Here is a 26,313-nt window from a genome sequence, read left to right as displayed (position 1 = left end):
CTCAGTCTCCTTCAGTGGGATCGATTTCGCCGCCGGGCAATCCTTGCGCGGCGAGGCGGTGTTTCTTGGTATTCTTCGGAACGGGCTTCTTTAATTTCGGCTTCGGCTTGTTGCTTTTCGCAGGGTCGCTCTTCTTCGCGTGCGGCGGCGGCGGTGGCGCCAGCCCAAGATTCTGCTTGAGCTCGCGTTCCGCGGCCTTGCCGCGCCGCATCGATTCCGCGATCAGTTCGTCGGTCAGCACCAGCCGCGCGTCGGCGATGTCTTCCATGACCAGCAGGACCTCGGCATCTTCGTCCGCGCGTATGTCATCGCGATGTAGCCGCACCGCATCGCCCTCTACGCCCTCGAGCGTACCGCGAAACCGCTTGCGGCCGGCATGCGCGACCGCCATCTCGATCTTGACGAGATGGCCGGCATAGCGCTCGAAGTCGGAGCGGCGCACCAGCGGCCGGTCGATGCCGGGCGACGAAATCTCCAGCCGGTAGGCCCGGTCGATCGGGTCGGCGACATCCAGCACCGGGGACAGCGCCCGCGAAATCGCCTCGCAATCCTCGATCAGCATGGTTCCGTCGGGCCGTTCCGCCATGATCTGGACGGTGCAGCCGGATTCCCCCGAGATCTTGATCCGAACCAGCCGGTAGCCCATCCCCTGCAGCACCGGGCCGGCCACCGCCGACACCCGCGCCGCCGCACCCGGCTCGACCACGAGGCGCGGCTCGGCAAGCAGATCGGCATCCACGGAACCAGCAGTCGGATCGGTCATGTCAAGGGTCAAAATCTGTGTACTTGCAGTGAGTTAGCCGGGCTTCAAGCGGTCCGGCGGTGCTACCCGAGGGGAGCCCGCGCCGGCATCCGCGTCAGGCCCATTCAGGTAATAAAAAAGAGCGGGTCCGGAAGGGGCCCACTCTCAATACGCGATCGTATGAGAACCATAAGTTGCGGCTGATATAGCGGTTTTTCCACGATCCGGCAAGGCCCGCGAGGCCGGGAAGCCAGCGATTCCAGCCCGTTTTCGTCCGGGGTCGGAATCTAACCCTTCCTTCACGAACCCCACCTACGTTCCGGAAAACCCGCCAATCCGGCGGGTTTTGAGTGCATTTTTCGATGAACGCCGCCACATCGCTGATCCCCGGGCTTGATGAGATCGTCAGACATGGCGATCCCAAACGCCGCGCCGACGCCGCGCGGCGGATCGCGGATCTGTTCCTGGAGGGGGCGGCGAAATTCCGGCCCGACCACGTCGAGCTGTTCGATGGCGTCCTCACCGGTCTCGTTCCGCATACCGGGCTCGCCGTGCGTGCCGATCTGGCCGAACGGCTGTCGATCCTCGCCAATGCGCCGCGCGGGCTGGTCGGACAACTCGCGCGCGACGACGAGATCTCGATCGCGGGCCCGCTGTTGCGCCGGTCGCCGGTCATCGACGAGCCGGCGCTGGTCGAAATCGCACGCATCAAGGGCCAGGGTCACCTGCTGGCGATGTCGGAGCGGCGGATGCTTTCGCCCGATCTCACCGATGTCATCGTGCAGCGCGGCGATCGCGATGTCGTCAGGCGCGCCGCCGGCAATGCCGGGGCGCTGTTTTCGCATGACGGATATTCCAGCCTGATCAGGCGCGCCGGCCAGGACGCGGTGCTGACGCTCGCGGTCGGCCAGCGCGCCGACCTTTCGGGGCCGCAGTTGAAGGATCTGCTGGCAGGGTCGATCGACGTGATCCGCCGCCGCCTGCTCGAAGTGGCGAGGCCCGACCGCCGGGCCGAAATCAAGCAGGCGATGAGCGATATCTCCGGCATGACCGAACGGGTCGAGAGCCGCCGCGACTTCGCGCCGGCGCAGCGTACGATCCTCGCGCTGCATGGCGCCGGCGAGCTGAACGAAACCGCGCTGCTCGGCTTTGCCAAGGACCACAAATACGAGGAATCGGTTGCTGCATTGTCGGCGATGGCGGCGGTGAAGATCGCGACCCTCGACCGCCTGATTTCGGGCGACCGTTACGATCCGATCCTGATCGTCGGCAAGACCATCGGTCTTGAATGGGCCACCGTGCGCGCGTTGATCCTGCTTCGGCTGGGCAAGAACCGGGTAGCCTCGCCGGCGGACATCGAGGGGGCGCGCGTGAATTTCGCGCGGCTGATGCCGTCGACCGCCGAAGGGGTGGTGAGGTTCTGGCAGACCCGCCAATCGGCCTGAAACGCAACCGTCATTCCGGGGCGAAGCACTTTCCCTCTCTCGAACGGGCACGCTATGCTGCCGTTTCAGGCGCGGCACAGCGCCATCGGGAGAAAACGAGATGCTTGATGAAGCCGACGTTCAATTGCATGCCGACAGGATCCGCGACGACGGATATACCGTGATCGAGGGCGCCGCCGCTCCCTCGCTGGTCGAGGGGTTGAAGCAGGCGCTGGAGCGCATCGAGCGGGAGCACAATCTCGGCCCCGCCAAGACGTCGTTCGAGGGATTCAAGACCGTCCGCATCAATAATCTGCTGACCTATGACGACATCTTCTGGGAAGTGCCGCTGCACGAGAATGTGCTGCCGGTGGTCGAGCGGGTGCTCGACAGGGAATGTCTGCTGTCGTCGTTCTGCTCGCTGGTACTCGGTCCCGGCCAGGAGGCGCAGCCGATCCACGAGGACACGCAGTTGATTCCGCTGCCGCGGCCGCACATCCCGATCACGCTCAATGCGATCTGGGCGCTGTCGGACTTTACCAGCAACAACGGCGCCACGCGGATCCTGCCGGGCAGCCACAAATACGCATCCTCGCCGGAATACGGCAAGGATTACGACGCCGTCACCGCGACCATGCCGGCCGGCAGCGTGATGCTGTTCGACAGCGCGCTCTGGCACGGCGGCGGCGCCAACACCAGCGATGGCAGGCGCTTTGCGTTTTCCTGCGCCTATTGCTGGGGCTGGATGCGGCAGCAGGAAAACCTGCAGCTCGGCATTCCCCATGAGACCGCGCGGCGGTTTCCGCGGCGCCTGCAGGAACTGTGCGGCTACAGCGTCTACAAGGGGCAGTTCGGACACATCGACAATCACGACCCGATCGAGCTTCTGGGCCGCGAGCGCGGCAAGCGCATGGTGTGGGAAGCGACCGATGTCCGCAAGGCGCGGATGGCCGAAGCGGCGAAGCAGTAGCGACGATTCTCGAGTCGGATCGCATGTGACTTCCTCATGGTGAGGAGGCGCTCTTGCGCCTTCTCGAACCATGAGAGCCTCGATGCCTCCTCATCCTTCGAGACGCGGCCAACGGGTCCGCGCGAAGCGCGGCCCGATGATAAACTCCGCCGCCGCTCCTCAGGATGAGGTCTTTCGAAACCGCAAATACGCCGCCTGGCGGCCTTCGCGCTCGGCCTTAACGCCGTAGCGCGTCATGGTGTAGCCGGGCCACGGCAGCCGCCAGTCGGAAGCCTTCTCCGCGGTCCAGACGAAATCGGTCGAGCGCGCAAGGTGTGCCAGCGTCCAGGCGCAGTAATCCGCAATATCGCTGACGAATCGGAATTCGCCGCCCGGCTTCAGCACGCGCGCCATGGCGGCGACGGTTGCGTCCTGCACGAAGCGCCGCTTCCAGTGCCGCCGCTTCGGCCAGGGATCGGGATGGATCAGGTCGATTCGATCGAGCGAGCGCGGTGGCGCCCAGGCCACCAGTTCGGCGGCGTCGCCGGCGAACAGCCGGATGTTGCCGATATCATGCGCCTCGATCTGGGTCAGGATCTTCGCCATGCCGTTGACGTAGGGCTCGCAGCCGATGAAGCCGGTATCCGGAAAGGCGCGGGCTTCCGCAATCAGATGCTCGCCGCCGCCGAAACCGATTTCGAGCCTGACCTCGTCGGCCGGCGGATCGAACAGCCCGGCGAGGCTGAGCGGGCCCGGACCGGCGATGTCGAGCGCAAGGCGCGGCAGCAAGTGCTCGATCAGATCGGCCTGATGGATGCGGAGCTTGTGACCCTTGCGCCGTCCGAAAAACGATCGGGGCGAATGGGCGTCGGCGCCATCGCCGGGCGACGGATCGTGGTCGGCCGGATCGCGGGGGGCGATACTCATCGCAGCGTCTGGTACAGCCGATGCAGCAACCGGGTTCGCGGTTCGATCGATGAAATGTACATCTGCTCAAAGTGGGTATGCGCGCCCTGGCCATCGACGCCGAGGCCGTCGAGCGTCGCGGTATTGGGCGCGGTGAAGTTGCCGTCGGAGCCGCCGCCGGTGAAGGTATCGACCAGGTCGAAGCCGATTTCCGCGGCGAGCGCCTTGGCATGTTCGTAGAGCGCGGCGCCGGCATTGCCCTTCTCGTAGGGCGGACGATTCAGTTCGCCTGACACCTTGACGCTCACCCCTTCGGTCCGCGATCTCAGGTTGAGGATCTTGGCAACGAGATCGTCGGCATCCGCCATGCTGGGAACGCGCAGGTCGACCTCGGCATAGGCCTCTTCCGCAACGACGTTGGGCCTGGTGCCGCCTCGGATGACGCCGACATTGACGGTCACGCCGCGCTTCAGGTCGTTCATGGCTTCCAGCGTCTGAATGACATTGGCGAGTTCGCGGATCGCGCTGCGGCCGTCCTCGGGGCGTGTGCCGGCATGGGCCGGGACGCCCTTGACGAAGACATCGAAGCGCCCGACGCCCTTGCGCCCGGTGACGATCTTGCCGCCGTCGCGGGCAGGCTCGGTCACCAGCACGTATTTTGCCTTGCGTCCCTCGGCCTCGATCAGCGCGCGCGAGGTCGGGCTGCCGATCTCTTCGTCGGAAACATAGAGCTGGGTCACGCCGAGCGGCGAACGCTCGCCACTCACGGCAATCTGCCTGAACGCGTGATAGGCCAGATAGGCGCCGCCCTTCATGTCGTAGATGCCGGGACCGAAGGCGCTGTCGCCCTCGATCCTGAACGGCAGGCGTTCGATGAATCCCATCGGATGGACCGTGTCGAGATGGCTCAGCACCAGGATTCCCGGCGCGTCCTGGCCCCATGACGAGCGCGCCACGACATGATCGCCGCAGCCGGAATGTCCGGCGATGCGCTCGATGGTGGCGGGCAAGTCGCGATAGCCCTCGGCGACCAGGGTCGCGAGCCTGTTCACCTGTTCGGGCGCTTCCGTCGGCGTCTCGATTTCAACCCAGCGGCGGATGCCGTCGAGGATGGTTTTCGAATCGAAGGGATTGGCTGTCGTCAGCATGGCGCTCGTCACAAGGTGGGATCAATGAAAATGGCCCGGCGAACGCTAGCGCGTTTTCGCCCGCAACGGTATCGGCCAATCAGGGTTCAACGCTTGTCGGGTGCTTCGCGCGTGGCGATCTGTTCGACCAGTTCGACGATGCTGCGCCGAAGCTTGGCATCGGTGATCCGCGTGAACGCACGGGTCAGCGCCAAGCCTTCCGAGGTCGCCAGGAAATCGGAAATGTAGGCCGGCGAGGTGCCCTCGCCGAAGCCTCCGGCGCTCGCGATACCGCTCGGGCCTCCCTCGAACAGGAACGACACCGGCACCTGAAGAATTTCGGAGATCTGCTGAATGCGGCTGGCCCCGACCCGGTTGGTGCCCTTCTCGTATTTCTGAACCTGCTGGAACGTCAGGCCCAATGCTTCGCCGAGCTTTTCCTGGCTCATGCCGAGCATGATACGGCGCATGCGCACACGACTGCCGACATATTTGTCAACAGGGTTGGGCGCTTTGGTCGACATGTCCAACACTCCTTGGGATTGCGCCTGCAGGATGAGGCAAGCGAACTAAGCCTCAGGCGCCGGTACCGTCAAATCCTGCTCGAGATGCGTCGGCGCGAATGCAGACAATTTGAGCGTTGAACTGACCGGGTCCGGGCTCGATTGGCGGGCGCAGAATGCGAATGGCATAGTCGATCTGTCAACTGTGGATTTCTGAGCGCCTGACCAGTTTGCCGGCAATCGAATCGACCAAAGTTATGCAGGCGTCAGGACGCTCGCCTGGCGACGCGCCGCCGAAGCACCACAAGCAAGCCGGCAGCGACCAGGATCGCGGCGGGAATATCGCCGATGCGTGCGTAAATCGTCGGCGCAATGGCGGCGGGCAGGGCGGAATCCAGCACGCCCTCGACGCCGAGACCGAGCCGCGCGACGATCCGCCCCGAGGGATCGATGACGGCCGAGATCCCGGTGTTTGCCGCACGCACCATCGGCAAGCCCTGTTCGATCGCGCGAATGCGAGCCTGTTGCAGGTGCTGATAGGGGCCGGTCGAGATTCCGAACCAGCCGTCATTGGTCAGGTTGATCATCCAGCCGGGTCGGTCCTCGCGCGACGCAACATCTCCGGGAAATATCGCTTCATAGCAAATCAGGGGTAGCATGCGCGGCGCGTTCGGTATCTCCATCGGACGGCGTCGCGTGCCCGCAATGAACCCGCCCTGAACCCTGGTGAGCTGTACGAAGCCGAGCCTTTCCATCCAGTCCTGGAACGGCAGATATTCGCCGAACGGCACCAGATGCAGCTTGTCGTAGACCGACAGCACGCTGCCGTCGTGATCGATGGTGTAGATCGAATTATAGGCCCGCGTGATCCTGACGCCGGGCGGCAAATCGGGCGCCCGCACCGAACCGGTGATCAGGATCGTGCCCTTGGGCAGGAGCTCGGCGATCTGCGCCATCGCATCGGCTTCGCGGGTCAGGAAAAACGGAAACGCCGATTCCGGCCAGATCAGGATGCTGGCGTCGCGCACGCCGGTGGATTGCGGCCCCGAGGCGCGGTCGGAGAGCGTCAGGTATTTCTGCATCACCTCCGCCTTGGCGCCGTAATTGAATTTGACGTCCTGCTGCAGGTTGGGCTGCATGATCCGCAGCTTCACCTTGGCGACCATGGCGGTCGGCTGCAGCGACAAGCGCGCGATGCCGAAAATTCCCATCGCGACCAGCAGCAACAATGCCAGCGCGGGCGCGATCCACGGCCGCCGGCCGGCCGAAGCTCCATCGATCAGAACGGCGGGGCTTGCGAAGATCGCCACGCTCAGGAACGTCAGGCCCCACAGTCCGATCAGCGAGGCCGTCTGCGCCAGCGCCAAGGGCTCGGTCAGCGCATAGCCGAACGCATTCCACGGAAAGCCGGACAGCGCATGGCCGCGCAGCCATTCGCTCGCCGTCAGGCTTGCCGCGAGCGCGATCACGCGCGAAGCGTCGGCGGTCCAGATCAGCCGCGCCAGTGCGAAGCCCAGCGCGGTGAACAGCGCCAGGTAAGCGGGCAGGCCGAGGACGGCGAAGGGCAGCAGCCAGGCGAAGGTGGAGGCATCGACCAGGAACGCGTAGCCGATCCAGTACAGGCCCGGCACGAAATAGCCGAGGCCGAACCACCAGCCGGCCATGGCCGCCGCCGGCACGCCGCGCCAGCGTCCGGCGCCCGCGCCATCGATCAGCCAGACCATGGCCGGAAAAGTCACGAACAGCACCGGCCAGGCATTGAACGGCGCCATCGCCAGGGCCGACAATGTGCCCGCGACCAGCGCAATGGCGGCGCGCTTCCAGCCCCATGACAGGATGATCGCAAGACCGGCGGCGCGGAGTTTGTCTGTTGGCTTCACTGCGAGCCGGCTCCGTCGCCGGATGTCGGGTTCGTATTGTCGTTGGCCTGCGGTGAACCGGCCTCCGGCGTCGCGTCGCGGCGGCGGCTTTCGCGCGTAGCGCGCGCCGCGGGACGTTCCTTGCGGGTGGCGATGCGCAGCCGCTTGACGCGCCTCGGATCGGCGTCGAGCACCTCGATTTCGAAATTGCCGGGGCCGGAAATCACCTCGCCGCGCACCGGCAGGCGGCCGACATGGGTCACCAGATAGCCGCCGAGCGTTTCGACCTCCTCGCCGGCCTCGCCGGTGACGAATTCCTCGCCGATCACGGTGCGGACATCGTCGAGGCTGGCGCGCGCATCCGCGATGAAGGAATTGTCCGCCTGCCGCACGATGGCCGGCGGCTCGTCGCTGTCATGCTCGTCGTCGATCTCGCCGACGATCTGCTCGACGATATCCTCGATCGAGACCAGTCCGTCGGTTCCGCCATATTCGTCCACCACCAGCGCCAGGTGAATGCGCGAAGCCTGCATCTGCGCCAACAGATCGATCGCCCGCATCGACGGCGGCACGAACAGCAATTTGCGGATGATACCCGCGTCCGCCAGCGGCATCGCAAGATCGATCGCGCGCAGGTCGAGCCCCGCCGGCGGCGGCTTCTTGCGCTTGGCCTTGCTGGTGTCGGGCACCCGCGCTTTCGCGGTCATGTACGCCAGGAGGTCGCGGATGTGAACGATGCCCTCGGGGTCGTCGAGGGTTTCGTTGTAGACCACCAGCCGCGAATGCGCCGCGCTTTCGAACAGGCCCATCAATTCGCCGAGCGGAATGTCGCGCTTGACCGCGACGATGTCGGCGCGAGGAACCATCACGTCGGCGATGCGCCGCTCGTGCAGGCCGAGGATGTTGCGCAGCATGGTGCGCTCGATGGCGGAAAACCCCACCTCGTCCGGGGTGGAGGCATCGAGCACGACCTGCAGGTCGTCGCGGACCGATCCCGGCTTCCAGCCGAACAGCGTGCGGATCGCCCGCATCAGCCAGTTGTCGGCAACGGGACGCAGCACCTCGCCGTCCTGCACCACCGCCGGCAGGTTGCGCGTGTCGCGCGGATTGTCCCTGGTGTTGTCCTGGGTCGGTTCGGAGTCCGGCATCTCAGTCCATCCGCTCCCGGTCCGCATCGGGATCGCGATCCGCATACGGATTGGGAATGCCGAGTTGCGCCAGGATCCGCTGCTCCAGCGTCTCCATGGCTTCGGCATCGTCGTCTTTCTCGTGATCGTAGCCGATCAGATGCAGAAAGCCATGGACCGCCAGATGGCTGAGGTGATGATCGAACGGCTTTTGTTCGTCGTCGGCCTCCTTGCGCGTCGTCTCGTAGGCGATGGCGATGTCGCCGAGCATGCGCGGCGCATCGTCGGGGCCGCCTGCGCCGGTCGGCTGCAGCGCCGGAAACGACAGCACGTTGGTCGGCTTGTCGATGCCGCGCCAGTTGCTGTTCAGCGTGCGGATGCCGGCATCGTCGGTCAGCATGACCGCGAGTTCGGCGTCGCCGGTATCGGCATCGACGGTCTCGGCCGCCGCCGCGATGGCGCGATGGACGACGGCTTCGGCGTCGGGCTCGGCCTGCCAGCAATCGGCGACGACGAGAACCTCGGTCATGGGCAGTGCAATCGGCGGCATCGGTCCGGAATTTCTGTTGCGGCCGGGATTGGCTTCCGGCGCGCGATCGGCGGTCAATTCTCGCATCACTGCTTGCTGGCTGCCGGCCGCTGCGGCAATCCTTCGTAGGCGGCGACGATCCGCGCCACCAGTTCGTGGCGGATCACGTCTTCGGCGGTGAACTTCACCTGCGCGATGCCCTCGACACCGTCGAGCAGTCTCACGGCTTCCGCAAGTCCCGAGGTCTGGCCGTTCGGCAGATCGACCTGGGAGGGATCGCCGGTGATGATCATGCGGCTGTTTTCGCCGAGCCGCGTCAGGAACATCTTCATCTGCATCGAGGTGGTGTTCTGGGCTTCGTCGAGGATGATGGCGGCGTTGGTCAGGGTGCGGCCGCGCATGAAGGCGAGGGGCGCGATCTCGATTTCGCCGGCCTGCAGCGCGCGTTCGACGATCCGCGCATCCATCAGGTCGTACAGCGCGTCGTAGATCGGCCGCAGGTAGGGATCGACCTTCTCCCGGAGGTCGCCGGGCAGAAAGCCGAGCCGCTCGCCGGCCTCGACCGCGGGCCGCGACAGGATGATGCGATCGACTTCCTTGCGCTCGAACAATTGCGCGGCGTGCGCCACCGCGAGCCAGGTCTTGCCGGTGCCGGCGGGGCCGATGCCGAACACCAGTTCGTGGCGCTTGAGCGCGCGGATATAGGAATCCTGGGCGGCGGTGCGCGCCCGCACCGGACGCTTGCGCAGGTTGATGGTCTCGAACGCCGATTTTGCCGTCTTGGCGTCGAATTCGAACAGCGAACCCTGCGCGATCACGGCGCGGATCGCGCCCTCGACGTCGCCCTGCGCCAGATCGTGGCCTTGGGTGGCCTGCGCATACAGCGTCTCCAGCACGCGCCGCGCGGCGTCGCAGCCATCGCGCGATCCGGCGATGGTGATGTGATTGCCGCGCGAATCGACCACGACGCCGAGCCGCCGCTCGACCAGCGCCAGGTTCTGTCCGTAGGGCCCGACCAGGGCGGAGGCCGCGCGGTTGTCGTCGAAATCGATGACGACTTGCGTCTCGGGCGGGATTTGCATGTCGCGGTCAAATTTGCGGCTGGGAGCGAGTGAAGGCGAATCCGATGCGCTTTTTGGCAAGGGTTCAGGCTCCCATGGTAGTTTGAGAAGAATCGGTCGGTTGAGAAGAATCGGCCGTTCGAGCAGAAGCAGCGAGCTCGCCGAGCAGGCTGTAGCGCTCGAGGCTGGCGATGGTCACCGGCAGCACCTGTCCGATGATGTCGGGGGACGCCATCACATGCGCCGGCTGCAGATAGGCGGTACGGCCGACGATCTGGCCGGGGTTGCGGGCGGCGCGTTCGAACAGCACATCGACGGTGTTGCCAATCGCAGCCGCATTGAAGGCCGATTGCTGGCTGTCGATCAATTCCTGTAGCCGCACCAATCGCTCGTCCATTTCTGCCGCTGACACCGTCTCCCGCATGTCCGCCGCCGGCGTTCCGGGCCGCGGCGAATATTTGAACGAATAAGCGCCAGCGTATCCGATTTGCCGGACCAGCGCGAGGGTCGCCGAAAAATCTTCCTCGGTCTCGGTGGGGAAACCCACGATAAAATCCGATGAAAATGCAATATCTTGCCGGACGGCGCGGAACCGGTCGATGACAGCCCGGTAATCGTCGGCGGTGTGCTTGCGGTTCATGGCCGCCAGAATCCGGTCGGAGCCGGACTGGACCGGCAGGTGCACGAACGGCATCAGCCCGGGCAGATCGCGATGCGCCGCGATCAGGGTGTCGTCGACGTCGCGGGGATGGCTGGTGGAGTAGCGCAGGCGCGCGATGCCCGGGATCTCGGCGAGGCGACGCAGCAGCGCGCCGAGCGGCCAGGTCCGCCCCCCAGGCCCCTCGCCGTGATAGGCATTGACGTTCTGGCCGATCAAAGTGATTTCGCGCACGCCGTTGTCGGCGAGTCTGAGCACGTCATCGACGATTTTTGCCACGGGGCGCGAGACTTCCGTGCCGCGCGTATAGGGCACGACGCAGAACGTGCAGAACTTGTCGCAGCCTTCCTGCACCGTGACGAAGGCGGAGATGCCGCGTGCGCGGATCGCATCGGGCTTCGGCGGCGGCAGAAAGCCGAACTTGTCCTCGACCGGGAATTCGGTTTCCAGCGCGCGGCCGTGGCTCTTCGCCCGCGCCAGCAATTGCGGCAGATGATGATAGCTCTGCGGGCCGACCACGACATCGACGGCAGGCGCGCGGCGAATGATCTCGTCGCCTTCCGCCTGCGCGACGCAGCCGGCCACCGCGATGCTCATCTGCCGGCCATTGCGCGCGGCTTCATCCTTGACGACGCGCAGCCGTCCGAGCTCGGAGTAGACCTTCTCGGAGGCCTTTTCGCGGATGTGGCAGGTGTTGAGAATCACCAGGTCGGCGTCATCCACGTCAGCGGTCTCGACAAAGCCTTCCGGCGCCAGCGTATCCACCATGCGTTGCGCATCGTAGACGTTCATCTGACAACCGTATGACTTGATATGCAGCTTGCGCGGCGGACCCATGGAACCTGACTGATGTGCTGAGGTGGCGCCAGTGCGGCGCAAGGCTCAGATATAGGCTAAAGCGCTGGAAATCCAGCTTTTGCCGCCATTCCGGGGCGACGCGTCAGCATCGAACCCGGAATCTCGAGATTCCCCGATGTGCAATGGCACATCTGAGGTTCGGCTCCGCGAGCCGCCCCGGGATGACGGGTTCTAAATTGTCCCAATCCGCCCGATTAGCCCCGGCAATTGCCGCATATCGTCAAAGGTCGTGACGGCCCCAGCCGCGCGCAGCGTTTCACCGTAACCGGGCCGGCAATGGCTGCCGCCGTGAAAACCCAGCACGGTCATCCCGGCGGCGACCGCGCCGGCGATACCGGGAAGGCTGTCCTCGATCACCAGGCATCGCGCCGGCGGCGTCCGCATCTGCTCGGCCGCGAACAGAAACAGGTCCGGCGCCGGCTTGCCGCGCTTGACCTGGCCGGCCGAGAAAATATGCGGCGCGAGCCGCTCGTAGAGTCCGGCGCAGGTGAGGCCGTGGCGGATTTTTTCCGGCGTGCCGCTCGATGCCACGCATTTGGGCAAGCCGATGGCGTCGATCGCGTCGCCGACATCGGGAATCGCCCGCAGCTCATGCGCATAGGATTGCAGAGTGGCCGCCTTGACCTCAGCCTCGAAATCGCCGGGGAGCTTGCGGCCGATCTCGCTCTCGATCGTCTGCCGCGCTTCGCGATCCGACACGCCGAGAAAGCGATTCAGCACCTGATCGGCCGTGATCGGGTAGCCGTGGCGCGTCAGGGTTTCCGCGTGGGCGCGGCAGGAAATGACTTCGCTGTCGACCAGCACGCCGTCGCAGTCGAAGATGACGAGATCGAACGGGTCTTTGTCGTGACGCGTTTTCTTCACGCGAACCGGTATCCACTTCGCTTGAAAACGCTATGGCTCAGGATTTCCCGTCGTCCAGCGGGACGCAATATAGTTCGAGGCGGTGATCGACCAGCTTGTAGCCGAGCTTGCGGGCGATTTCGGCCTGCAGCTTCTCGATTTCCTCGGAGGTGAATTCGATCACCTTGCCGTCGCGCAGATTGATCAGGTGGTCGTGATGGCTGTCGCGCATCTGCTCGTAGCGGGCGCGGCCCTCGCGGAAATCGTGACGCTCGATGATGCCGGCGTCCTCGAACAGCTTGACGGTGCGATACACCGTCGAGATCGAGATCTTGTCGTCGACGGCGACACAGCGGCGGTACAGTTCCTCGACGTCGGGATGATCGGCAGCCTCCGCCAGCACGCGCGCGATGACGCGGCGCTGTTCGGTCATGCGCATTCCGGTGGCGGCGCAGCGGGCTTCGATACCGGTGGCCTTGAGTACAGAGGTGGGTTTCAGTGCGGTCATGACTAGCCTGCCTTCGGCAAAGCCGCATGATTCGCCATAAGCATGCCCCAGGACCTGCCCCGAGGGGGCAAGCGGGTGGCAATCAGATCATGCGCCCTTTATGTGCCCCTTCTGCCACTCCGCGCGGGTTACGACAAGTCGCGGCGCATCAGAAGGGCGTTCAATTGTTGCCCGTCGGCCTCCCGGTAATAGCGTTCCCGGCGTCCCACGACGGCAAATCCGGCCCGTTCGTAGAGCCGCCGCGCCGGCTGATTATTTTCCTCGACTTCGAGGAATACCGTGCGCACGCCGCGGCCGGCGAGATGGCCGAGATGGGTCAGCAGCAGGTTCCGGGACAGGCCGCGGCCGCGATGATCGGCGGCAACGGCGATCGACAGGATTTCGGCCTCGTCCGCCGCCAGGCGCGATACCGCGAAGCCGATGATCTTGCGACCGAGTCTCAGGCGATGCACCAGCGTGTTGCGCTCGGTCAGCATCGTCTCGAATTCGCCTTCGCCCCAGCCGCGGTGAAACGAAGCGCCGTGCAATTGCGCCAGACGGGCCGCGTCGCGCTGGGTCGCGGGTTCGACCATCGCGGCGCCGCCGCTCCACCAATCGGACAGCCAGGAGCTCATTTGACCCATCATGACGCCGGCGGCTGCGAGGCTCGCTGCAGCGGGTTGGGCGAAGGCCTGGCGTCGGGCGCGCGCAGGTAATAGGGCCGCGCCGGTGCGGTGTCCGGACTGACGGCGGCCGCCAGCCACGCCACCCAGGCGATATCAGGCGCCGGTTGCGCATCGACCCGGAAAGGCGGCGGCGCATCCGCCGGCCAGCGATCGGCGAGGATTCTGGCGGCATTGCCGACCAGATGCGGCGCGCCGAATCGCGCCGCGTTGAGCGCCTCCTCGATCGGGGCGACCTGCGGCCGGATCAGCGAGCCGCCGTCGCCGCTCACGACCTGAAAATACACATGGTCGTGCCGCGCATCGATCGCCGAGATCACCGGATGCTCGCCGTTCTGGGCCACCACGGGCGCGGCATAGGCGGTCAGCGTGGTCAGTCCGACCACCGGCTTGTTGGCGGCGAGCGCAATGCCGCGCGCCGCCGACAGCCCGACCCGCAAGCCGGTAAAGCTGCCGGGACCGGTGGTCGCCGCGATCCGGTCGAGCGCTGCAAAGCCGATGCCGGACGCCGTCATGACGCGCCCGATCAGCGGCATCAGGGCTTCGGCATGGCCGCGCTTCATCGCCTGCGATTCCTGCGCGATCAGCCGGCCGGCGTCGGTGTCCAGCACGCCGGCGGCGCAGGCGTCCAGTGCGGTGTCGATGGCGAGGATCAGCATGGGAAGCGGGCGAATGGCGAGTGGCGAGTAGCGAATAGAAGTTCACAGCCAATCGTTACTCGCCATTCGCCACTCGCCATTCGCTTCTTCCAATCACATCGGCCGCACTTCGACCACGTCGGGCACGAAATGCTTCAGGAGGTTCTGGATGCCGTGCTGCAGCGTCGCGGTGGATGACGGGCAGCCCGCGCAAGCGCCCTTCATGTTGAGATAGACGATGCCGTCCCTGAAGCCGCGGAAGGTGATGTCGCCGCCGTCATTGGCGACCGCCGGGCGCACCCGGGTCTCGATCAGGTCCTTGATGGTCGCAACCGTCTCGGCGTCGGCCTCGTTGAAGAACTCGTCCTCCTCGTCGGCGGCCTCGTCGCTCCCTGCACTGCCGTCGGCCAGCAGCGGCGCGCCGGACATGTAGTGCTCCATGATGGCGCCGAGGATCGCCGGCTTGAGGTGCTGCCAGTCGCCGTCGGCCTTGGTCACGGTGACGAAGTCGGAGCCGTAGAACACGCTGGTGACGCCGGGGACGCCGAACAGCCTCTCGGCCAGCGGCGAGCGCGCGGCGGCCTCGCGGTTGGTGAATTCCATGGTGCCGCCGTCGAGCACAATGCGGCCGGGAATGAATTTCAGGGTGGCGGGATTCGGCGTGGCTTCGGTCTGAATGAACATGGTTTTCTCCGGCGTCGCCGGTTCAAGGCCGGCGCGTAAGCTTCCTTAGCAGATGGCCACCGCAAACGCACGGTCAAGGGGCGCAAGGCAGCAGTTCCGCAGCCGCATCAGGGGTCTAGGGCCCCCCGGGGGGCTACGAAAGCCCGTCGATGTCAGCGTCGCTGAGGTCGCCGGGCACGATCACGACGGGAATCGGGAACGAGCCGACCGTCTTGGCCATGGTGGTGATGATCGGGCCGGGGCCTTCCGGGCCGGGATTGGCGGCCAGCACCAGCATCGAGATATCGACGTCCTTGTCGATCACGTCGAGGATCTGGTCGGTCGGGTCGCCCTCGCGGATCACGCGCTCGGGCGTGATCGCGGCGATGCCATTGGCGCGTCCGGCGGCGCGATCGAGCGCGGCATTGGCGTCGTCCTGGGCCTCGGCGCGCATGATGTCGGCAACCCCCAGCCATTGCTGGTTCTGGTCCTCGGTCTCGATCACGCGCAGCATCACCACGCCGCCGCCGACGCGTATTGCCCAGCGGCTGGCATAGTAGACCGCGCGGTCCCATTCCGCGGTGTCGTCAACGATAACCAGACATTTCGGCTTGTGACCCGTTTCGTAGCTTCGTCGCTGGGTGGTCATGCATGTCCCGATGCTGCGCCAAACCGGTGTATGCTGCCACGGCGCAGCCATGCTCCACAAGCCGCCGCAGGAGCGCGTATTCCGCAAAAGTGGATACCGGTTTTGCGATCAGAATACGCGCAAATACAGAGTGCGCTGCGTCAATTAGGGCAACGGCGTGGAAACCGAGCGCCGGCTGACGAAACCGACGATGTCTTTGGTCGCCTGCATGGTTTCGGCGGCGATGGCGCGGGCGCGGTCTGCGCCGTCGACCAGGATCGAATCGACATGGCCGGGGTCCGCCACCAGCCGCTTCATCTCGGAGGCGATCGGCGACAGCCTGGATACGCAGAGTTCCACCAGCGAATTCTTGAAGCTCGAGAACTGCCCGCCGCCGAATTCGCGGAGCACCTCGGACTTGGTGCGGCCGGAAAGCGCGGCATAGATACCGACCAGATTGTCGGCTTCGGGACGCGCCTCGAGGCCTTTTTCCTCCGACGGCAACGGCTCCGGATCGGTCTTCGCCTTGCGGATCTTCTGCGCGATGGTGTCGGCGTCGTCGGTGAGATTGATCCGCGAATTGTCGGACGAATCGGATTTCGACATCTTCTTGGTGCCGTCGCGCAGGCTCATCACCCGCGTCGCCGGGCCGGTGATCAGCGGTTCCGGCGGCGGAAAGAACAGGCCGTCGTTGAACCCATGGCGGCGGATCGATTCGCCGAAGTCATTGTTGAATTTCTGCGCGATGTCGCGCGACAGTTCGAGGTGCTGCTTCTGGTCCTCGCCGACCGGCACGTGGGTGGCGCGGTACACCAGGATGTCGGCCGCCATCAGCACCGGGTAGTCGTAGAGGCCGACCGAGGCGTTCTCGCGATCCTTGCCGGCCTTGTCCTTGAACTGGGTCATGCGGTTGAGCCAGCCGACCCGCGCCACGCAATTGAAGATCCAGGCCAGTTCCGCGTGTTCGTAGACCTGACTCTGGTTGAAGACGATGTGCTTGTTCGGGTCGATCCCGGAGGCGATGAAGGCTGCGGTTACTTCGCGGGTGTTGCGCGCAAGCTCGGCCGGGCCGCCCCACACTGCCACCGGCTGCGTGATGGCGTGCAGATCGACGACGCAATACAGGCAGTTGTGGGTTTCCTGCAGCTTCACGAAATTGACGATCGCGCCGAGGTAATTGCCGAGATGCAGATTCCCCGTCGGCTGGACGCCCGAAAATACCCGTTCAACCATCGCCATTGTCAGCTTCCCGCCGGTATCCCTGTTTCGCGCCGTCGTTTGCCAATAGGCGCGACGCGCCGTCGTTTGCCATGCGGGCCTCAGTCGCGCAAGCCGGGAGCCTTGGTTTGCCGGATCGCGGTCACTGCTTCGGCCCAGCTGGTGACGCCGAACAGGGCCAGAAACAGGCCGTAAATCGCTACTCCGGCCGAGATCAGCACGCCCAGGAGAGCGGCCTGCGCGAGGCCATGCGCGTTCGCGGCCAGCGGCAACGCCTGCGCCGCCGTCAGCCACAACAGCCCGCCCATCGCAAAAGCCGCCGCCACGATGCGCGGCAGCCGCCGGCGCGCTTCGGCGTCGATCGAGAACCCGAATGTTGCGGCCCCGCGCCGGATCAGGCTGAACGCGCTGCTCCAGGCCCCCAGCGCGATGCTGGCCGCGATGCCGCCGGCGCCGAATATCCGGCCGAGCACCACGGCCAGCACGATCGCGACCGCCATCCCCTTGAGCGCTGCGAAGAGCGGCGAAAGCGTATCCCCGCGCGCGAAGAACGCCGGCGACAGCGCCTTCACCAGCACCTGCGCCGGCAGGCCGAGCGCCAGCCACATCAGCGCCTGCGCGGTAGAAGCGGTGTCGGCTGGTGTGAATGCGCCGTGCTGGAACAGCATCCGCACGATCGGTTCGCCGAGTGCGATCAATCCCAGCATCGCCGGCAACGCCAGCCCGACCGATAGTTCGAGCCCGCGCGATTCGGCGTGCGCGATGGCGCTGCTTTTCTCCCCTTGCACGTTGCGCGTCAGCTCGGGGATCAGCACGGTGCCCATGGCGACGCCGACAAGCCCGAGCGGCAGCTCGATCAGGCGGTTGGCGAAATAGAGCCACGACACCGAAGACGGAGACGACGACGCGACCACCGCGCCGGCGACCACCAGCAATTGCGGCGAGGCGCTGGCGATCATGCCGGGGATCGCCTTGCCGAGAAACCCGCGCATCTGCGGGTCGAACGCGATCCGCAGCGGCGTTGCGACGCCGCCGCCACGGCGCAGCAGCAGGATCATCAATTGCAGTAGCCCGGCGATGCCGACCGTGGCGGCCACGATCAGCGCGGCATCGACGGCATGCTGCCGCCAGCCGAGCAGCGCCGCCATGATCGCGATCAGCGCGATGTTGAAGAGTAGCGGCGAAAACGCCATCAGCGCGAAGCGGCCTTGCGCGTTCATCAGCGCCATCATGACCGTGACAGGCCCCGCGAAGGCCAGATACGGCAGCATCAGGCGGGCGTCATCGACGGCGAGTTGCAGCGTCGCGGTTCCGGTAAAGCCCGGCGCCAGCGCGGTCATGACCAGCGGCATCGACAGGCCGATCAGCGCCGTCGCCGCCACCAATGCAGCGCTGACGGTGCCGAGCACGCGGCCTGCGAAGGCGGCGGCCGCTTTCGCGCCCTCGGCCTCGCGGACGCGCAGCCAGGCCGGCACCAATGCCGCGTTCAATGCCCCCTCGGTCAGCAGCCGCCTGATGACATTGACCCCCTGGAACGCCACCAGGAAGGCGTCCGCAACGGGACCGGCGCCGAGCAGCGCCGCAATCATCGAATCGCGCGCGAATCCGAGCAGCCGCGAGGCCAGCGTTCCCGAGGATACCGTGAGGAAGGAGCGGATCATGAGGGCCTGTATAGCAGCGTCGCTTGCTGGCGCAGGGGCTAACGTGATAGGCCGCAGCACCTTTTCAACGCCGATTTGCGCGGGATTTCCGCAAGCAATCGCAATTGCCGCAACAGGACTGATCGATGACTTCAGCGAAATACGACGTGCTCGGGATCGGCAATGCGATTTTCGACATCCTGGTGCAGACCGACGAGGGTTTTTTGGCCGCGCACGGCATGACCAAGGGCGGCATGGCGCTGATCGACGAGGCCCGCGCCGCATCGATCTACCGCGATATGGGTCCGGCCACCGAAATGTCCGGCGGCTCGGCGGCCAACACCATTGTCGGCCTCGCCAATCTCGGCGCCCGGGCGGCCTATGTCGGCAAGGTCAAGGACGACCAGATCGGCCGTCTTTATACCCACGACATCCGCGCCGCCGGGGTGGCGTTCGAGACCATGCCTGCGGCCGACGGCCCGGCCACCGGCTGCTCCTATATCCTGGTGACGCCGGACGGCGAGCGCACCATGAACACCTATCTCGGCGCCGCGCAGGAACTGACGCCTGATGATATCGACGCCGCAGAGATCGCCGCATCCGGTGTCATCTACCTCGAAGGCTATCTCTGGGATCCGAAGAACGCCAAGGAAGCCTTCGTCAAGGCCTCGACCATCGCCCACGACGCCGGCCGCCAGGTCGCGCTGACGCTGTCGGATTCGTTCTGCGTCGATCGCTACCGCGACGAATTTCTCGATCTGATGCGCAAGGGCACCGTCGACCTGATTTTCGCCAACGAGGCCGAACTGCACTCGCTGTACCAGACCTCGGATTTCGACACCGCGCTGACGCAGCTGCGCAGCGACACCAAACTCGGAATCGTCACCCGCAGCGAGAAAGGCTGCGTGGTGGCCTCGAAGGACGGCGTCGTGGCAGTGCCGGCATTCCCGATCGACCGCATGGTCGACACCACAGGCGCCGGCGACCTGTTCGCCGCCGGATTCCTGTTCGGCCTGGCGCGGAACGCCGGCTTTGAGGCCGCCGGCCGGCTCGGCGCGCTCGCCGCCGCCGAGATCATCCAGCACATCGGCGCCCGGCCGCAGGCCTCGCTCAGGGAATTGGCGCAGCAGAACGGGCTGCCGGTGTAATAAGAACCCTCATGCATTTGCGCGACCCGGTGGCTTTGCCTCCCACGCCTAAAGTAACCGCAAGATGGTATCAGGGTAGGTATCGCGAACCCCAAATCTTACTATGCATGGGGTTGTTTTCGCTTTTTTGCCGAGGCCCCGCGGCGGGCGCTGCGCCGCGTCCGGGATACCGGATCGTTACCCATCGTGCGCGTAGCGCAACGCCCCTTACGCCGTCTTCGCCGCCTTCAACCCGAGCTTCGCCTCGACCGCGTCGCGCATCAGGAATTTCTGGATCTTGCCGGTCACGGTCATCGGAAATTCGTCGACGAATTCGACGTAGCGCGGGATCTTGTTGTGGGCGATCTGGCCCTGGCAGAAGGCGCGGACCTCGTCGGCGGTCAGCGCCTCGCCGGACCGCACCCTGATCCAGGCGCAAAGCTCCTCGCCGTAGCGATCGTCGGCGACGCCGAAGATCTGGACGTCCTGGATCTTGGGATGGCGATAGAGGAACTCCTCGATCTCGCGCGGGTAGAGGTTTTCGCCGCCGCGGATCACCATGTCCTTGATGCGGCCGACGATGTTGCAGTAACCCTCCGCGTCGATGATCGCGATGTCGCCGGTGTGCATCCAGCCCGAGGCGTCGAGCACGTCGGCGGTTTTTTCCGGCTCGTCCCAATAGCCCAGCATCACGCTGTAGCCGCGGGTGCAGAGTTCGCCGCGTTCGCCGCGCGGCACGACGCGCCCCTCCTGATCGACGACCTTGACCTCGACATGCGGATGGATCCGCCCGACGGTGGAGACCCGGCGTTCCAGCGGATCGTCGGTGGCGCTCTGGAAACTGACCGGGCTGGTTTCGGTCATGCCGTAGGCGATGGTCACCTCGCGCATGTTCATCTGCTCGTTGACCCGCCGCATCACCTCGATCGGGCAGGGCGCGCCGGCCATGATGCCGGTGCGCAGCGATGACAGATCGAACTTGGCGAAGTCGGGATGGTCGAGTTCGGCGATGAACATGGTGGGGACGCCGTAGAGCGTCGTGCATCTTTCCCGCTCGATGGTCTGCAGCGTCACCAGCGGATCGAAGCCTTCGCCGGGATAGACCATGGCGGCGCCCGAGGTGACCGAGGCGAGGTTGCCCATCACCATGCCGAAGCAGTGATAGAGCGGCACCGGAATGCAGATGCGGTCGGCTTCCGTGAGGCGCATCGCGCGGCCGACGAAATAGCCGTTGTTGAGGATGTTGTGATGCGTCAGCGTGACGCCCTTCGGCGATCCGGTGGTGCCGCTGGTGAACTGGATGTTGACGGCATCGTCGAACTGCAGGGTCTTGGCCAGGGTTGCGAGCGCCTCGCGGTGACGCGCGCCGCCCATGCCCGCAACCTGTTCGAATGGAATCGTGCCTGGACATGCCGGGCCGCCGACCTGGATCACCATGCGCAGTTGCGGCAGCCGCGCCGCATGCAATTCGCCCGGCTGGGCCGTTGCCAGTTCGGGCATCAGCGTGTTCAGCATCCCCATGTAGTCAGAGGTCTTGAACGCGGTCGCCGTGACGATCGCGGCGCAGCCTACCTTGGCCAGGGCGAATTCGAGTTCGCTGAGACGGTAGGCGGGATTGATGGTGACCAGAATGAGCCCGGCCTTGGCGGCGGCAAATTGCGTCAGCGTCCATTCCGGCCGGTTCAGCGACCAGACGCCGATCCGTGCGCCGCGCTCGAGGCCGAGCGCGACAAAGCCCGCCGCCAGCGCATCGACGCGCTGCGCCAGTTCCCGCCACGTCCACCTGACGTCATGGCTCGGCGAAACCAGCGCCTCACGATCCGCCCAGCGCCGGACGGCCTTGTCCAGGCTGTGTCCGATGGTCTCGCCGAGCAGCGGCGCATCGGCGACGCCGCAAACATAGCTATCCGCCAGATCTGACATGTTCGTCCCTCCATGCGTCGAGCGACGCGCCGGCAAAGTCAAAACGCTATGCCGCCTTCTGCGCGGCTTCGAGCCCGGCATAGACGCCGCGCTCGAAGCCCGCAAACGCTTCCAGGCATTTTCCGTCGGCGAACGGCAATACCTGCATCAGGATCACGCCGGTGATGTCGCGCGACGGATCGATCCAGTAATAGGTGTTGGCGAGGCCGGCCCAGGCGAGGCTGCCGGGGCTGCGGCCCTCCGGCGTCCTGGCGGTGTTGATCAGGAAGCTGAGGCCCCATTTCTTCACGATATCCGGGAAGAAATCGACGTCGTTGGTCAGCGGGGCCATGTAAGACGTCAATCCGGTCATGTTGAGTTCGCCGATGTGGTTCTCCCCCATCGCCGCGATCGTTTCGGGTTTGAGCACCTGATTGCCGTTGCCGCGGCCCTTGTTGAGGATCATCTGGGTGAATTTGATGTAATCGGCCGCGGTGGCATAAAGCCCGCCGCCACCGGCGTGAAATTCCGGATTCTGTTCGACCTCGAACGGAATCGTCGTCAGCGATCCATCCGCGCCCCGGGCATGCACGCCGACCAGGCGCTGACGTTGCGCATCGCCGATCTTGAACGCGGTGTCGGTCATGCCGAGCGGGGCAAACAGATGATCGCGCAGGTAAGCGTCGAGCCGCTGGCCGCTGGCGGCCTCCACGGCTTTGCCGGCCCAATCGATGTTGATGCCATATTCCCAGCGCGTACCGGGGTCGGTCATGAGCGGAACTCTCAGCGAGGCATTCAGGCCGGTTCGGGCGGACGGCGTTGCCGTCTTCTCCAGATATTGCAGCATGTCGCCATTCCACATCGGATAGCTGAAGCCCGCGGTGTGGGTCAGGAGCTGACGCAGTGAAATCGGATTTTTCGCCGCGCGCAGTCTGGGCATGCCGTCGGCGCCGAACCCTTCCAGCACCTGGGGCGACGCCAGATCCGGCAGTACCTTGCCGATCGGCGCGTCGAGCGAGAGCTTGCCTTGCTCGACCAGCTGCATCGCCGCGGCTGCGGTGATCGCCTTGGTCATCGAGGCGATCCAGAACACGCTGTCGAGGCTCATCGCGATGTCCCTGGACAGGTCGCGCTGGCCGAACGCGCCCTGGTAGATGACCTCCTTGCTGTTTGCGGCCATGGCAACGACGCCGGGAATCTCCCTGGCGTCGCTGGCCCGGCGCAGGATGTGATCGATTTGTGCCCGGCCATGCATGTGCTTCTCCCATCCTGATTTTTTTGACGTCGCCGATCTTCCACCTCGGGGCTGCCTCCTGCAAGCGAGGGCCGCCCGCGCTGGTGGCTGCCGGCGGGATGCGCACATGACAGCGCGACCGAAGTGCAACACCCGGTCAGATTTTGCGGTGGATGGATTGCAATTCCCATGACCGCCCCGGATATCCGCGATATGTTCGCAAATCGATCCCGCGCCGGGGAACCATTTTTGGCAGTAAAGCGTTTGAAATGCGGCAGAATTTGACGCCGCCGGACGGCAAGTTTTAGTGCAAATGGTAGTGACTTTTTGGGTTGCGGGGGGACGAAGATGATCTCGACCTGGAGCGAATGGAAGCGGTATCCCCGGGCCGGGCGCGGCGACAACATCGAAGCGCCGATCACCCCGGGCATCTATGAAGTTCGCATTGCCGGCACCGGTGCGCTGCACTCGTTCGGCGCGGTCGACAATGTGGCGCAGGCATTGGCGCTGCTGCCGGTCGGGTCCAAGTCCTGGTTCGGACGACGCGAGCCCGAAATCACGACCGAGCTCGAATACCGTACCTGCGCGACGTCTTCCAAGGCCGCCGCCAAGGCCGCCGCGGAGCGCATGATCGGCCGCCGCGAAACCTATATGAGCGGCGCGGCCTGAGTCGGACGCGGTCAGCCGAGAAATCTGCAAACCTCGAATTTCGTCGAGACGGCCGCCGTTTGGCGGCCGATGCATTATGGCTGGTTTCGGCCTATACTCCAATCCAATCCAGAAAATCCGGGGAGTGACGCCATGACGACCGCTGCCGCACGTACACCGCAAGCCTCCGCCCCATCGCTGCGCGACCGCCTGAAGGACCCGTCGCTGCTGCGCGAGCACTGCTATATCGACGGCGCCTGGGTCGGCACGCCGGTCCATCCCGTCAACAACCCGGCCACCGGCGCAGCCCTTGCGAAAGTGCCGCAGATGACCGCCGCGGATGCTGCGCACACGGTCGAAGCCGCCCAGCGCGCATTTCCGGCCTGGGCGAAATTCACCGCCAAGCAGCGCTCCAATATCCTGCGCAAATGGTTCGAGCTGATCATCGCCAACCGCGAGGACCTGGCGCTGATCCTGACCTCCGAGCAGGGCAAGCCGCTCGCCGAAGCGCTCGGCGAGGTCGATATCGGCGGCGCCTATGTTGAATTTTTCGCCGAGGAGGCCCGTCGCGTCTATGGCGAAACCATTCCGGCGCAGCGGCCGGATGCGCGGCTCTTGGCGATCAAGCAGCCGATCGGCGTCTGCGGCGCAATCACGCCGTGGAATTTCCCGTCTTCGATGATCACCCGCAAGGTATCGCCGGCGCTGGCCGCCGGCTGCACCGTGGTGCTCAAGCCCGCCAACGAAACGCCGCTCAGCGCATTGGCGCTCGCAGCGCTGGCCGAGAAGGCCGGCGTGCCCAAGGGCGTGTTCAACATCATCACCGGCGACGCGCCGCCGATCGGCAAGGTCTTGTGCGAACATCCCGCGGTGCGCTTCGTCGGCTTCACCGGTTCGACCGAGGTTGGGAAAATCCTGTACCGGCAGGCTTCAGTCGGGGTCAAGAAGCTGGGGCTCGAGCTCGGCGGCAACGCGCCGTTCGTGGTGTTCGACGACGCCGATATCGACGCCGCCGTCGAAGGCGCCATGGTCTCGAAATACCGCAACATGGGCCAGACCTGCGTCTGCGCCAATCGCCTCTATGCCCAGGACGGCATCTACGACCAGTTCGTCGAGAAGCTGTCGAAGAAGGTCGCCGCGATGAAGGTCGGCGACGGCACCGAGCAAGGCGTGACGCAGGGACCGCTGATCAACATGGAAGCGATCGACAAGGTCGAGAGGCACATCGCCAATGCGGTCAAGGGCGGCGCAAAGATCGTCATCGGCGGCAAGCGCCATGCGCTCGGCGGCACTTTCTTCGAGCCGACGGTGCTGGCGAATGTCGCACCCGACGCGCTGGTGGCGCAGGAAGAAACCTTCGGCCCCATGGCGCCGGTGTTCCGGTTCAAGGACGAAGCCGACGTGATCGCGATGTGCAACAACTCGCCGTTCGGTCTGGCGTCGTATTTCTATTCGCGCGATCTCGGCAGGGTCTGGCGGGTCGCCGAAGCGCTGGAGTCCGGCATGGTCGGCGTCAACACCGGCCTGATCACCACCGAGGTCGCCCCGTTCGGCGGCGTCAAGGAATCGGGCCTGGGGCGCGAAGGCTCGCATCACGGCATCGAAGAATATGTCGAGATCAAATACGTGATGATGGCGGGGATTTAACCTGCCGTCGCCCCGGCGAACGCCGGGGCCCATAATCCCGGTCGTCTATTGCAGGAGCGGGGGGCTTCAACAAGGCCGCTTGCACTTCCCGTAACCGTCAACGGCACGGCGTATGGGTCCCGGCGTTCGCCGGGACGACGGCGGGTGAAGTTTGCTCTATTCAAGCGATGTCACAGCCCGTCCATAAACTCCCGCAGCCGCGGCGCCCATTTGTGCGCGTCGAGGCCGGATGCCGAATGGCCGTATTCGCTGTCGAGCAGGAAATAATCGGCATCGACGCCGGCGGCCTTGAGCGCCTGCATCACGCCGGGCGCGAGTTCCGGCGGAAACAGTTTGTCGGTGCGGGACAACACGTAAAGCACCTTCGACCTGATGCTGCCGAATTGCGCGGTCACATCAAAACCCCTCAGCGCCTTCGCCAGGATGATCAGCGAATTGGCATCGAACCCTCGCGCCCATTGCGCCGACTCGTCGCGGATCGCCGCCTCGATCGCTTGCGGATCGGACATCGTATCGCGCAGGCGGGTCTCGATGCCTTAGTTTTTCAGCGTGGCGATCCGGATCTGGGTCATGGTCTCCAGCACGCCGCCGCGATCGTAATAGTCGCCGCCGTTCCAGTTCGGATCCTGCGACAGCGTGGCGAGCAGGCGCGCCACATTTCCTTCCGACCGCTCGCGCGGCACCACGGGCGAGGTGACGATGGCGGCAATCCCCTTCATCATGCCGGGATAGTTCACCGCCCACTGGAAGGCCTGGAAGCCGCCATAGGACGGGCCGACGATCGCAACCAGGCTTCCGATGCCGAGATGATCGAGCAGCGCGCGCTGGGTGGCGACGATGTCGCTCACGGTGATATCGGGAAACCGCGGCCCGTAGGGTTTGCCGGTTGCGGGATCGATGCTCGCCGCATTGGTCGATCCGTAGGACGACCCCAGCATGTTCGGACAGATCGCAAAGAAGCGGTTGGTGTCGACCGCCTTGCCGGGGCTGACGATCTCGTTCCAGCTTCCCTCGCCGGTCGATCCCAGGGGATCGATCATCTGCGGACCGCTGGTGTTGCCATGGGTGACCAGCACCGCGTTGCCGCGGTCGGGCGCAAGGACCCCCAGCGTCCGGTAGGCGATGGTAACGGTCGGCATGACGATGCCGCTTTGCAGGCGGAAATCGCGGGTGACGAAAGTTTGCACGTCGTTGGAGAGAGGTTGCAGCATC

At 65.3% G+C, this 26,313-nt stretch carries 26 protein-coding genes; 5 read left to right on the top strand and 21 right to left on the bottom strand.

Annotated features, from left to right (window positions below; genetic code table 11):
• Position 1: 1 nt before the first annotated feature.
• On the bottom strand, positions 2 to 763 hold the full coding sequence (gene rimP, locus KMZ68_RS00200; RefSeq protein ID WP_215613954.1) for a ribosome maturation factor RimP: 762 nt from the start codon (positions 761 to 763) through the stop codon (positions 2 to 4).
• Positions 764 to 1,104: 341 nt separating this feature from the next.
• Between rimP and KMZ68_RS00195 the strand changes: the two genes are divergently transcribed.
• Together KMZ68_RS00195 and KMZ68_RS00190 are read left to right on the top strand one after the other, a co-directional pair.
• Positions 1,105 to 2,187 carry a DUF2336 domain-containing protein gene (locus KMZ68_RS00195; RefSeq protein WP_215613953.1) on the top strand — a complete coding sequence of 361 codons (1,083 nt, stop codon included), beginning with the start codon at positions 1,105 to 1,107 and terminating at the stop codon, positions 2,185 to 2,187.
• 100 nt (positions 2,188 to 2,287) lie between these two features.
• Positions 2,288 to 3,136 (top strand): phytanoyl-CoA dioxygenase family protein, encoded by an 849-nt coding sequence (locus tag KMZ68_RS00190; protein WP_215613952.1) that lies wholly within the window; start codon positions 2,288 to 2,290, stop codon positions 3,134 to 3,136.
• A gap of 159 nt (positions 3,137 to 3,295) precedes the next feature.
• Here the strand turns inward: KMZ68_RS00190 and trmB are convergent, their stop codons facing one another.
• The 16 genes from trmB to murJ form a co-directional block, all read right to left on the bottom strand.
• Positions 3,296 to 4,042, bottom strand: a complete 747-nt coding sequence (trmB, locus tag KMZ68_RS00185; RefSeq protein WP_215613951.1) for a tRNA (guanosine(46)-N7)-methyltransferase TrmB — start codon at positions 4,040 to 4,042, stop codon at positions 3,296 to 3,298.
• Positions 4,039 to 5,169 (bottom strand): M20 family metallopeptidase, encoded by a 1,131-nt coding sequence (locus KMZ68_RS00180; protein ID WP_215613950.1) that lies wholly within the window; start codon positions 5,167 to 5,169, stop codon positions 4,039 to 4,041. The genes trmB and KMZ68_RS00180 overlap by 4 nt, the downstream gene beginning before the upstream one ends.
• Positions 5,170 to 5,255: 86 nt before the next feature.
• A complete protein-coding gene (locus KMZ68_RS00175) occupies positions 5,256 to 5,672 on the bottom strand; it encodes a helix-turn-helix domain-containing protein (RefSeq protein ID WP_215613949.1) in 417 nt (138 codons plus the stop codon).
• Positions 5,673 to 5,917: 245 nt separating this feature from the next.
• Complete coding sequence (lnt, locus tag KMZ68_RS00170) at positions 5,918 to 7,531, bottom strand: apolipoprotein N-acyltransferase (protein WP_215613948.1); 1,614 nt, start codon at positions 7,529 to 7,531, stop codon at positions 5,918 to 5,920.
• Positions 7,528 to 8,658 (bottom strand): hemolysin family protein, encoded by a 1,131-nt coding sequence (locus KMZ68_RS00165; protein WP_249779483.1) that lies wholly within the window; start codon positions 8,656 to 8,658, stop codon positions 7,528 to 7,530. Before KMZ68_RS00165 ends, lnt begins: the two co-directional genes overlap by 4 nt.
• 1 nt (position 8,659) lies before the next feature.
• Positions 8,660 to 9,187 (bottom strand): rRNA maturation RNase YbeY, encoded by a 528-nt coding sequence (ybeY, locus tag KMZ68_RS00160; protein ID WP_215616127.1) that lies wholly within the window; start codon positions 9,185 to 9,187, stop codon positions 8,660 to 8,662.
• Positions 9,188 to 9,252: 65 nt separating this feature from the next.
• Complete coding sequence (locus KMZ68_RS00155) at positions 9,253 to 10,308, bottom strand: PhoH family protein (RefSeq protein WP_215613946.1); 1,056 nt, start codon at positions 10,306 to 10,308, stop codon at positions 9,253 to 9,255.
• 4 nt (positions 10,309 to 10,312) lie between these two features.
• Positions 10,313 to 11,722, bottom strand: coding sequence for a tRNA (N6-isopentenyl adenosine(37)-C2)-methylthiotransferase MiaB (gene miaB / locus KMZ68_RS00150; protein WP_215613945.1), 1,410 nt, complete (start codon positions 11,720 to 11,722; stop codon positions 10,313 to 10,315).
• 192 nt (positions 11,723 to 11,914) lie between these two features.
• Entirely contained in the window at positions 11,915 to 12,607 is a 693-nt protein-coding gene (locus tag KMZ68_RS00145; protein ID WP_215613944.1) for an HAD family hydrolase, read from the bottom strand.
• A 37-nt stretch (positions 12,608 to 12,644) separates the two neighbouring features.
• Positions 12,645 to 13,094, bottom strand: coding sequence for a Fur family transcriptional regulator (locus tag KMZ68_RS00140; protein WP_215613943.1), 450 nt, complete (start codon positions 13,092 to 13,094; stop codon positions 12,645 to 12,647).
• Between the two features lie 128 nt (positions 13,095 to 13,222).
• Positions 13,223 to 13,708, bottom strand: coding sequence for a ribosomal protein S18-alanine N-acetyltransferase (rimI, locus tag KMZ68_RS00135; protein WP_215613942.1), 486 nt, complete (start codon positions 13,706 to 13,708; stop codon positions 13,223 to 13,225).
• An 8-nt stretch (positions 13,709 to 13,716) separates the two neighbouring features.
• A complete protein-coding gene (gene tsaB, locus KMZ68_RS00130) occupies positions 13,717 to 14,415 on the bottom strand; it encodes a tRNA (adenosine(37)-N6)-threonylcarbamoyltransferase complex dimerization subunit type 1 TsaB (protein ID WP_215613941.1) in 699 nt (232 codons plus the stop codon).
• Between the two features lie 93 nt (positions 14,416 to 14,508).
• Entirely contained in the window at positions 14,509 to 15,078 is a 570-nt protein-coding gene (locus KMZ68_RS00125) for a NifU family protein (protein WP_215613940.1), read from the bottom strand.
• A gap of 133 nt (positions 15,079 to 15,211) precedes the next feature.
• Positions 15,212 to 15,706 (bottom strand): universal stress protein, encoded by a 495-nt coding sequence (locus KMZ68_RS00120; protein ID WP_215604157.1) that lies wholly within the window; start codon positions 15,704 to 15,706, stop codon positions 15,212 to 15,214.
• A gap of 144 nt (positions 15,707 to 15,850) precedes the next feature.
• Positions 15,851 to 16,924 (bottom strand): tryptophan--tRNA ligase, encoded by a 1,074-nt coding sequence (gene trpS, locus KMZ68_RS00115; protein WP_215613939.1) that lies wholly within the window; start codon positions 16,922 to 16,924, stop codon positions 15,851 to 15,853.
• Between the two features lie 80 nt (positions 16,925 to 17,004).
• Entirely contained in the window at positions 17,005 to 18,564 is a 1,560-nt protein-coding gene (gene murJ, locus KMZ68_RS00110; RefSeq protein WP_215613938.1) for a murein biosynthesis integral membrane protein MurJ, read from the bottom strand.
• Between the two features lie 125 nt (positions 18,565 to 18,689).
• On the opposite strand from murJ, the gene KMZ68_RS00105 reads away from it, so the two are divergent.
• A complete protein-coding gene (locus KMZ68_RS00105; RefSeq protein WP_215613937.1) occupies positions 18,690 to 19,691 on the top strand; it encodes an adenosine kinase in 1,002 nt (333 codons plus the stop codon).
• 207 nt (positions 19,692 to 19,898) lie between these two features.
• Here KMZ68_RS00105 and KMZ68_RS00100 read toward each other — a convergent pair whose 3' ends face one another.
• Positions 19,899 to 21,593, bottom strand: coding sequence for an AMP-binding protein (locus tag KMZ68_RS00100; RefSeq protein WP_215613936.1), 1,695 nt, complete (start codon positions 21,591 to 21,593; stop codon positions 19,899 to 19,901).
• 46 nt (positions 21,594 to 21,639) lie between these two features.
• On the bottom strand, positions 21,640 to 22,827 hold the full coding sequence (locus KMZ68_RS00095; protein ID WP_215613935.1) for a serine hydrolase domain-containing protein: 1,188 nt from the start codon (positions 22,825 to 22,827) through the stop codon (positions 21,640 to 21,642).
• Between the two features lie 327 nt (positions 22,828 to 23,154).
• Between KMZ68_RS00095 and KMZ68_RS00090 the strand changes: the two genes are divergently transcribed.
• The gene (locus KMZ68_RS00090) at positions 23,155 to 23,475 is read left to right on the top strand and encodes a hypothetical protein (RefSeq protein WP_215613934.1); all 321 of its coding nucleotides are present in this window, start codon (positions 23,155 to 23,157) and stop codon (positions 23,473 to 23,475) included.
• A gap of 132 nt (positions 23,476 to 23,607) precedes the next feature.
• Entirely contained in the window at positions 23,608 to 25,101 is a 1,494-nt protein-coding gene (locus tag KMZ68_RS00085) for an NAD-dependent succinate-semialdehyde dehydrogenase (protein WP_215613933.1), read from the top strand.
• Between the two features lie 170 nt (positions 25,102 to 25,271).
• Here KMZ68_RS00085 and KMZ68_RS00080 read toward each other — a convergent pair whose 3' ends face one another.
• Both KMZ68_RS00080 and KMZ68_RS00075 read right to left on the bottom strand, forming a co-directional pair.
• A complete protein-coding gene (locus tag KMZ68_RS00080) occupies positions 25,272 to 25,610 on the bottom strand; it encodes a hypothetical protein (protein ID WP_215613932.1) in 339 nt (112 codons plus the stop codon).
• 27 nt (positions 25,611 to 25,637) lie between these two features.
• The gene (locus KMZ68_RS00075; protein ID WP_215613931.1) at positions 25,638 to 26,312 is read right to left on the bottom strand and encodes an alpha/beta fold hydrolase; all 675 of its coding nucleotides are present in this window, start codon (positions 26,310 to 26,312) and stop codon (positions 25,638 to 25,640) included.
• Position 26,313: the final 1 nt, after the last annotated feature.

The organism is Bradyrhizobium sediminis, assembly GCF_018736105.1.
Classification (GTDB): Bacteria; Pseudomonadota; Alphaproteobacteria; order Rhizobiales; family Xanthobacteraceae; genus Bradyrhizobium.
Note: the sequence above shows the minus strand (reverse complement) of the source record. Positions and strands in the feature narration are given on the sequence as shown.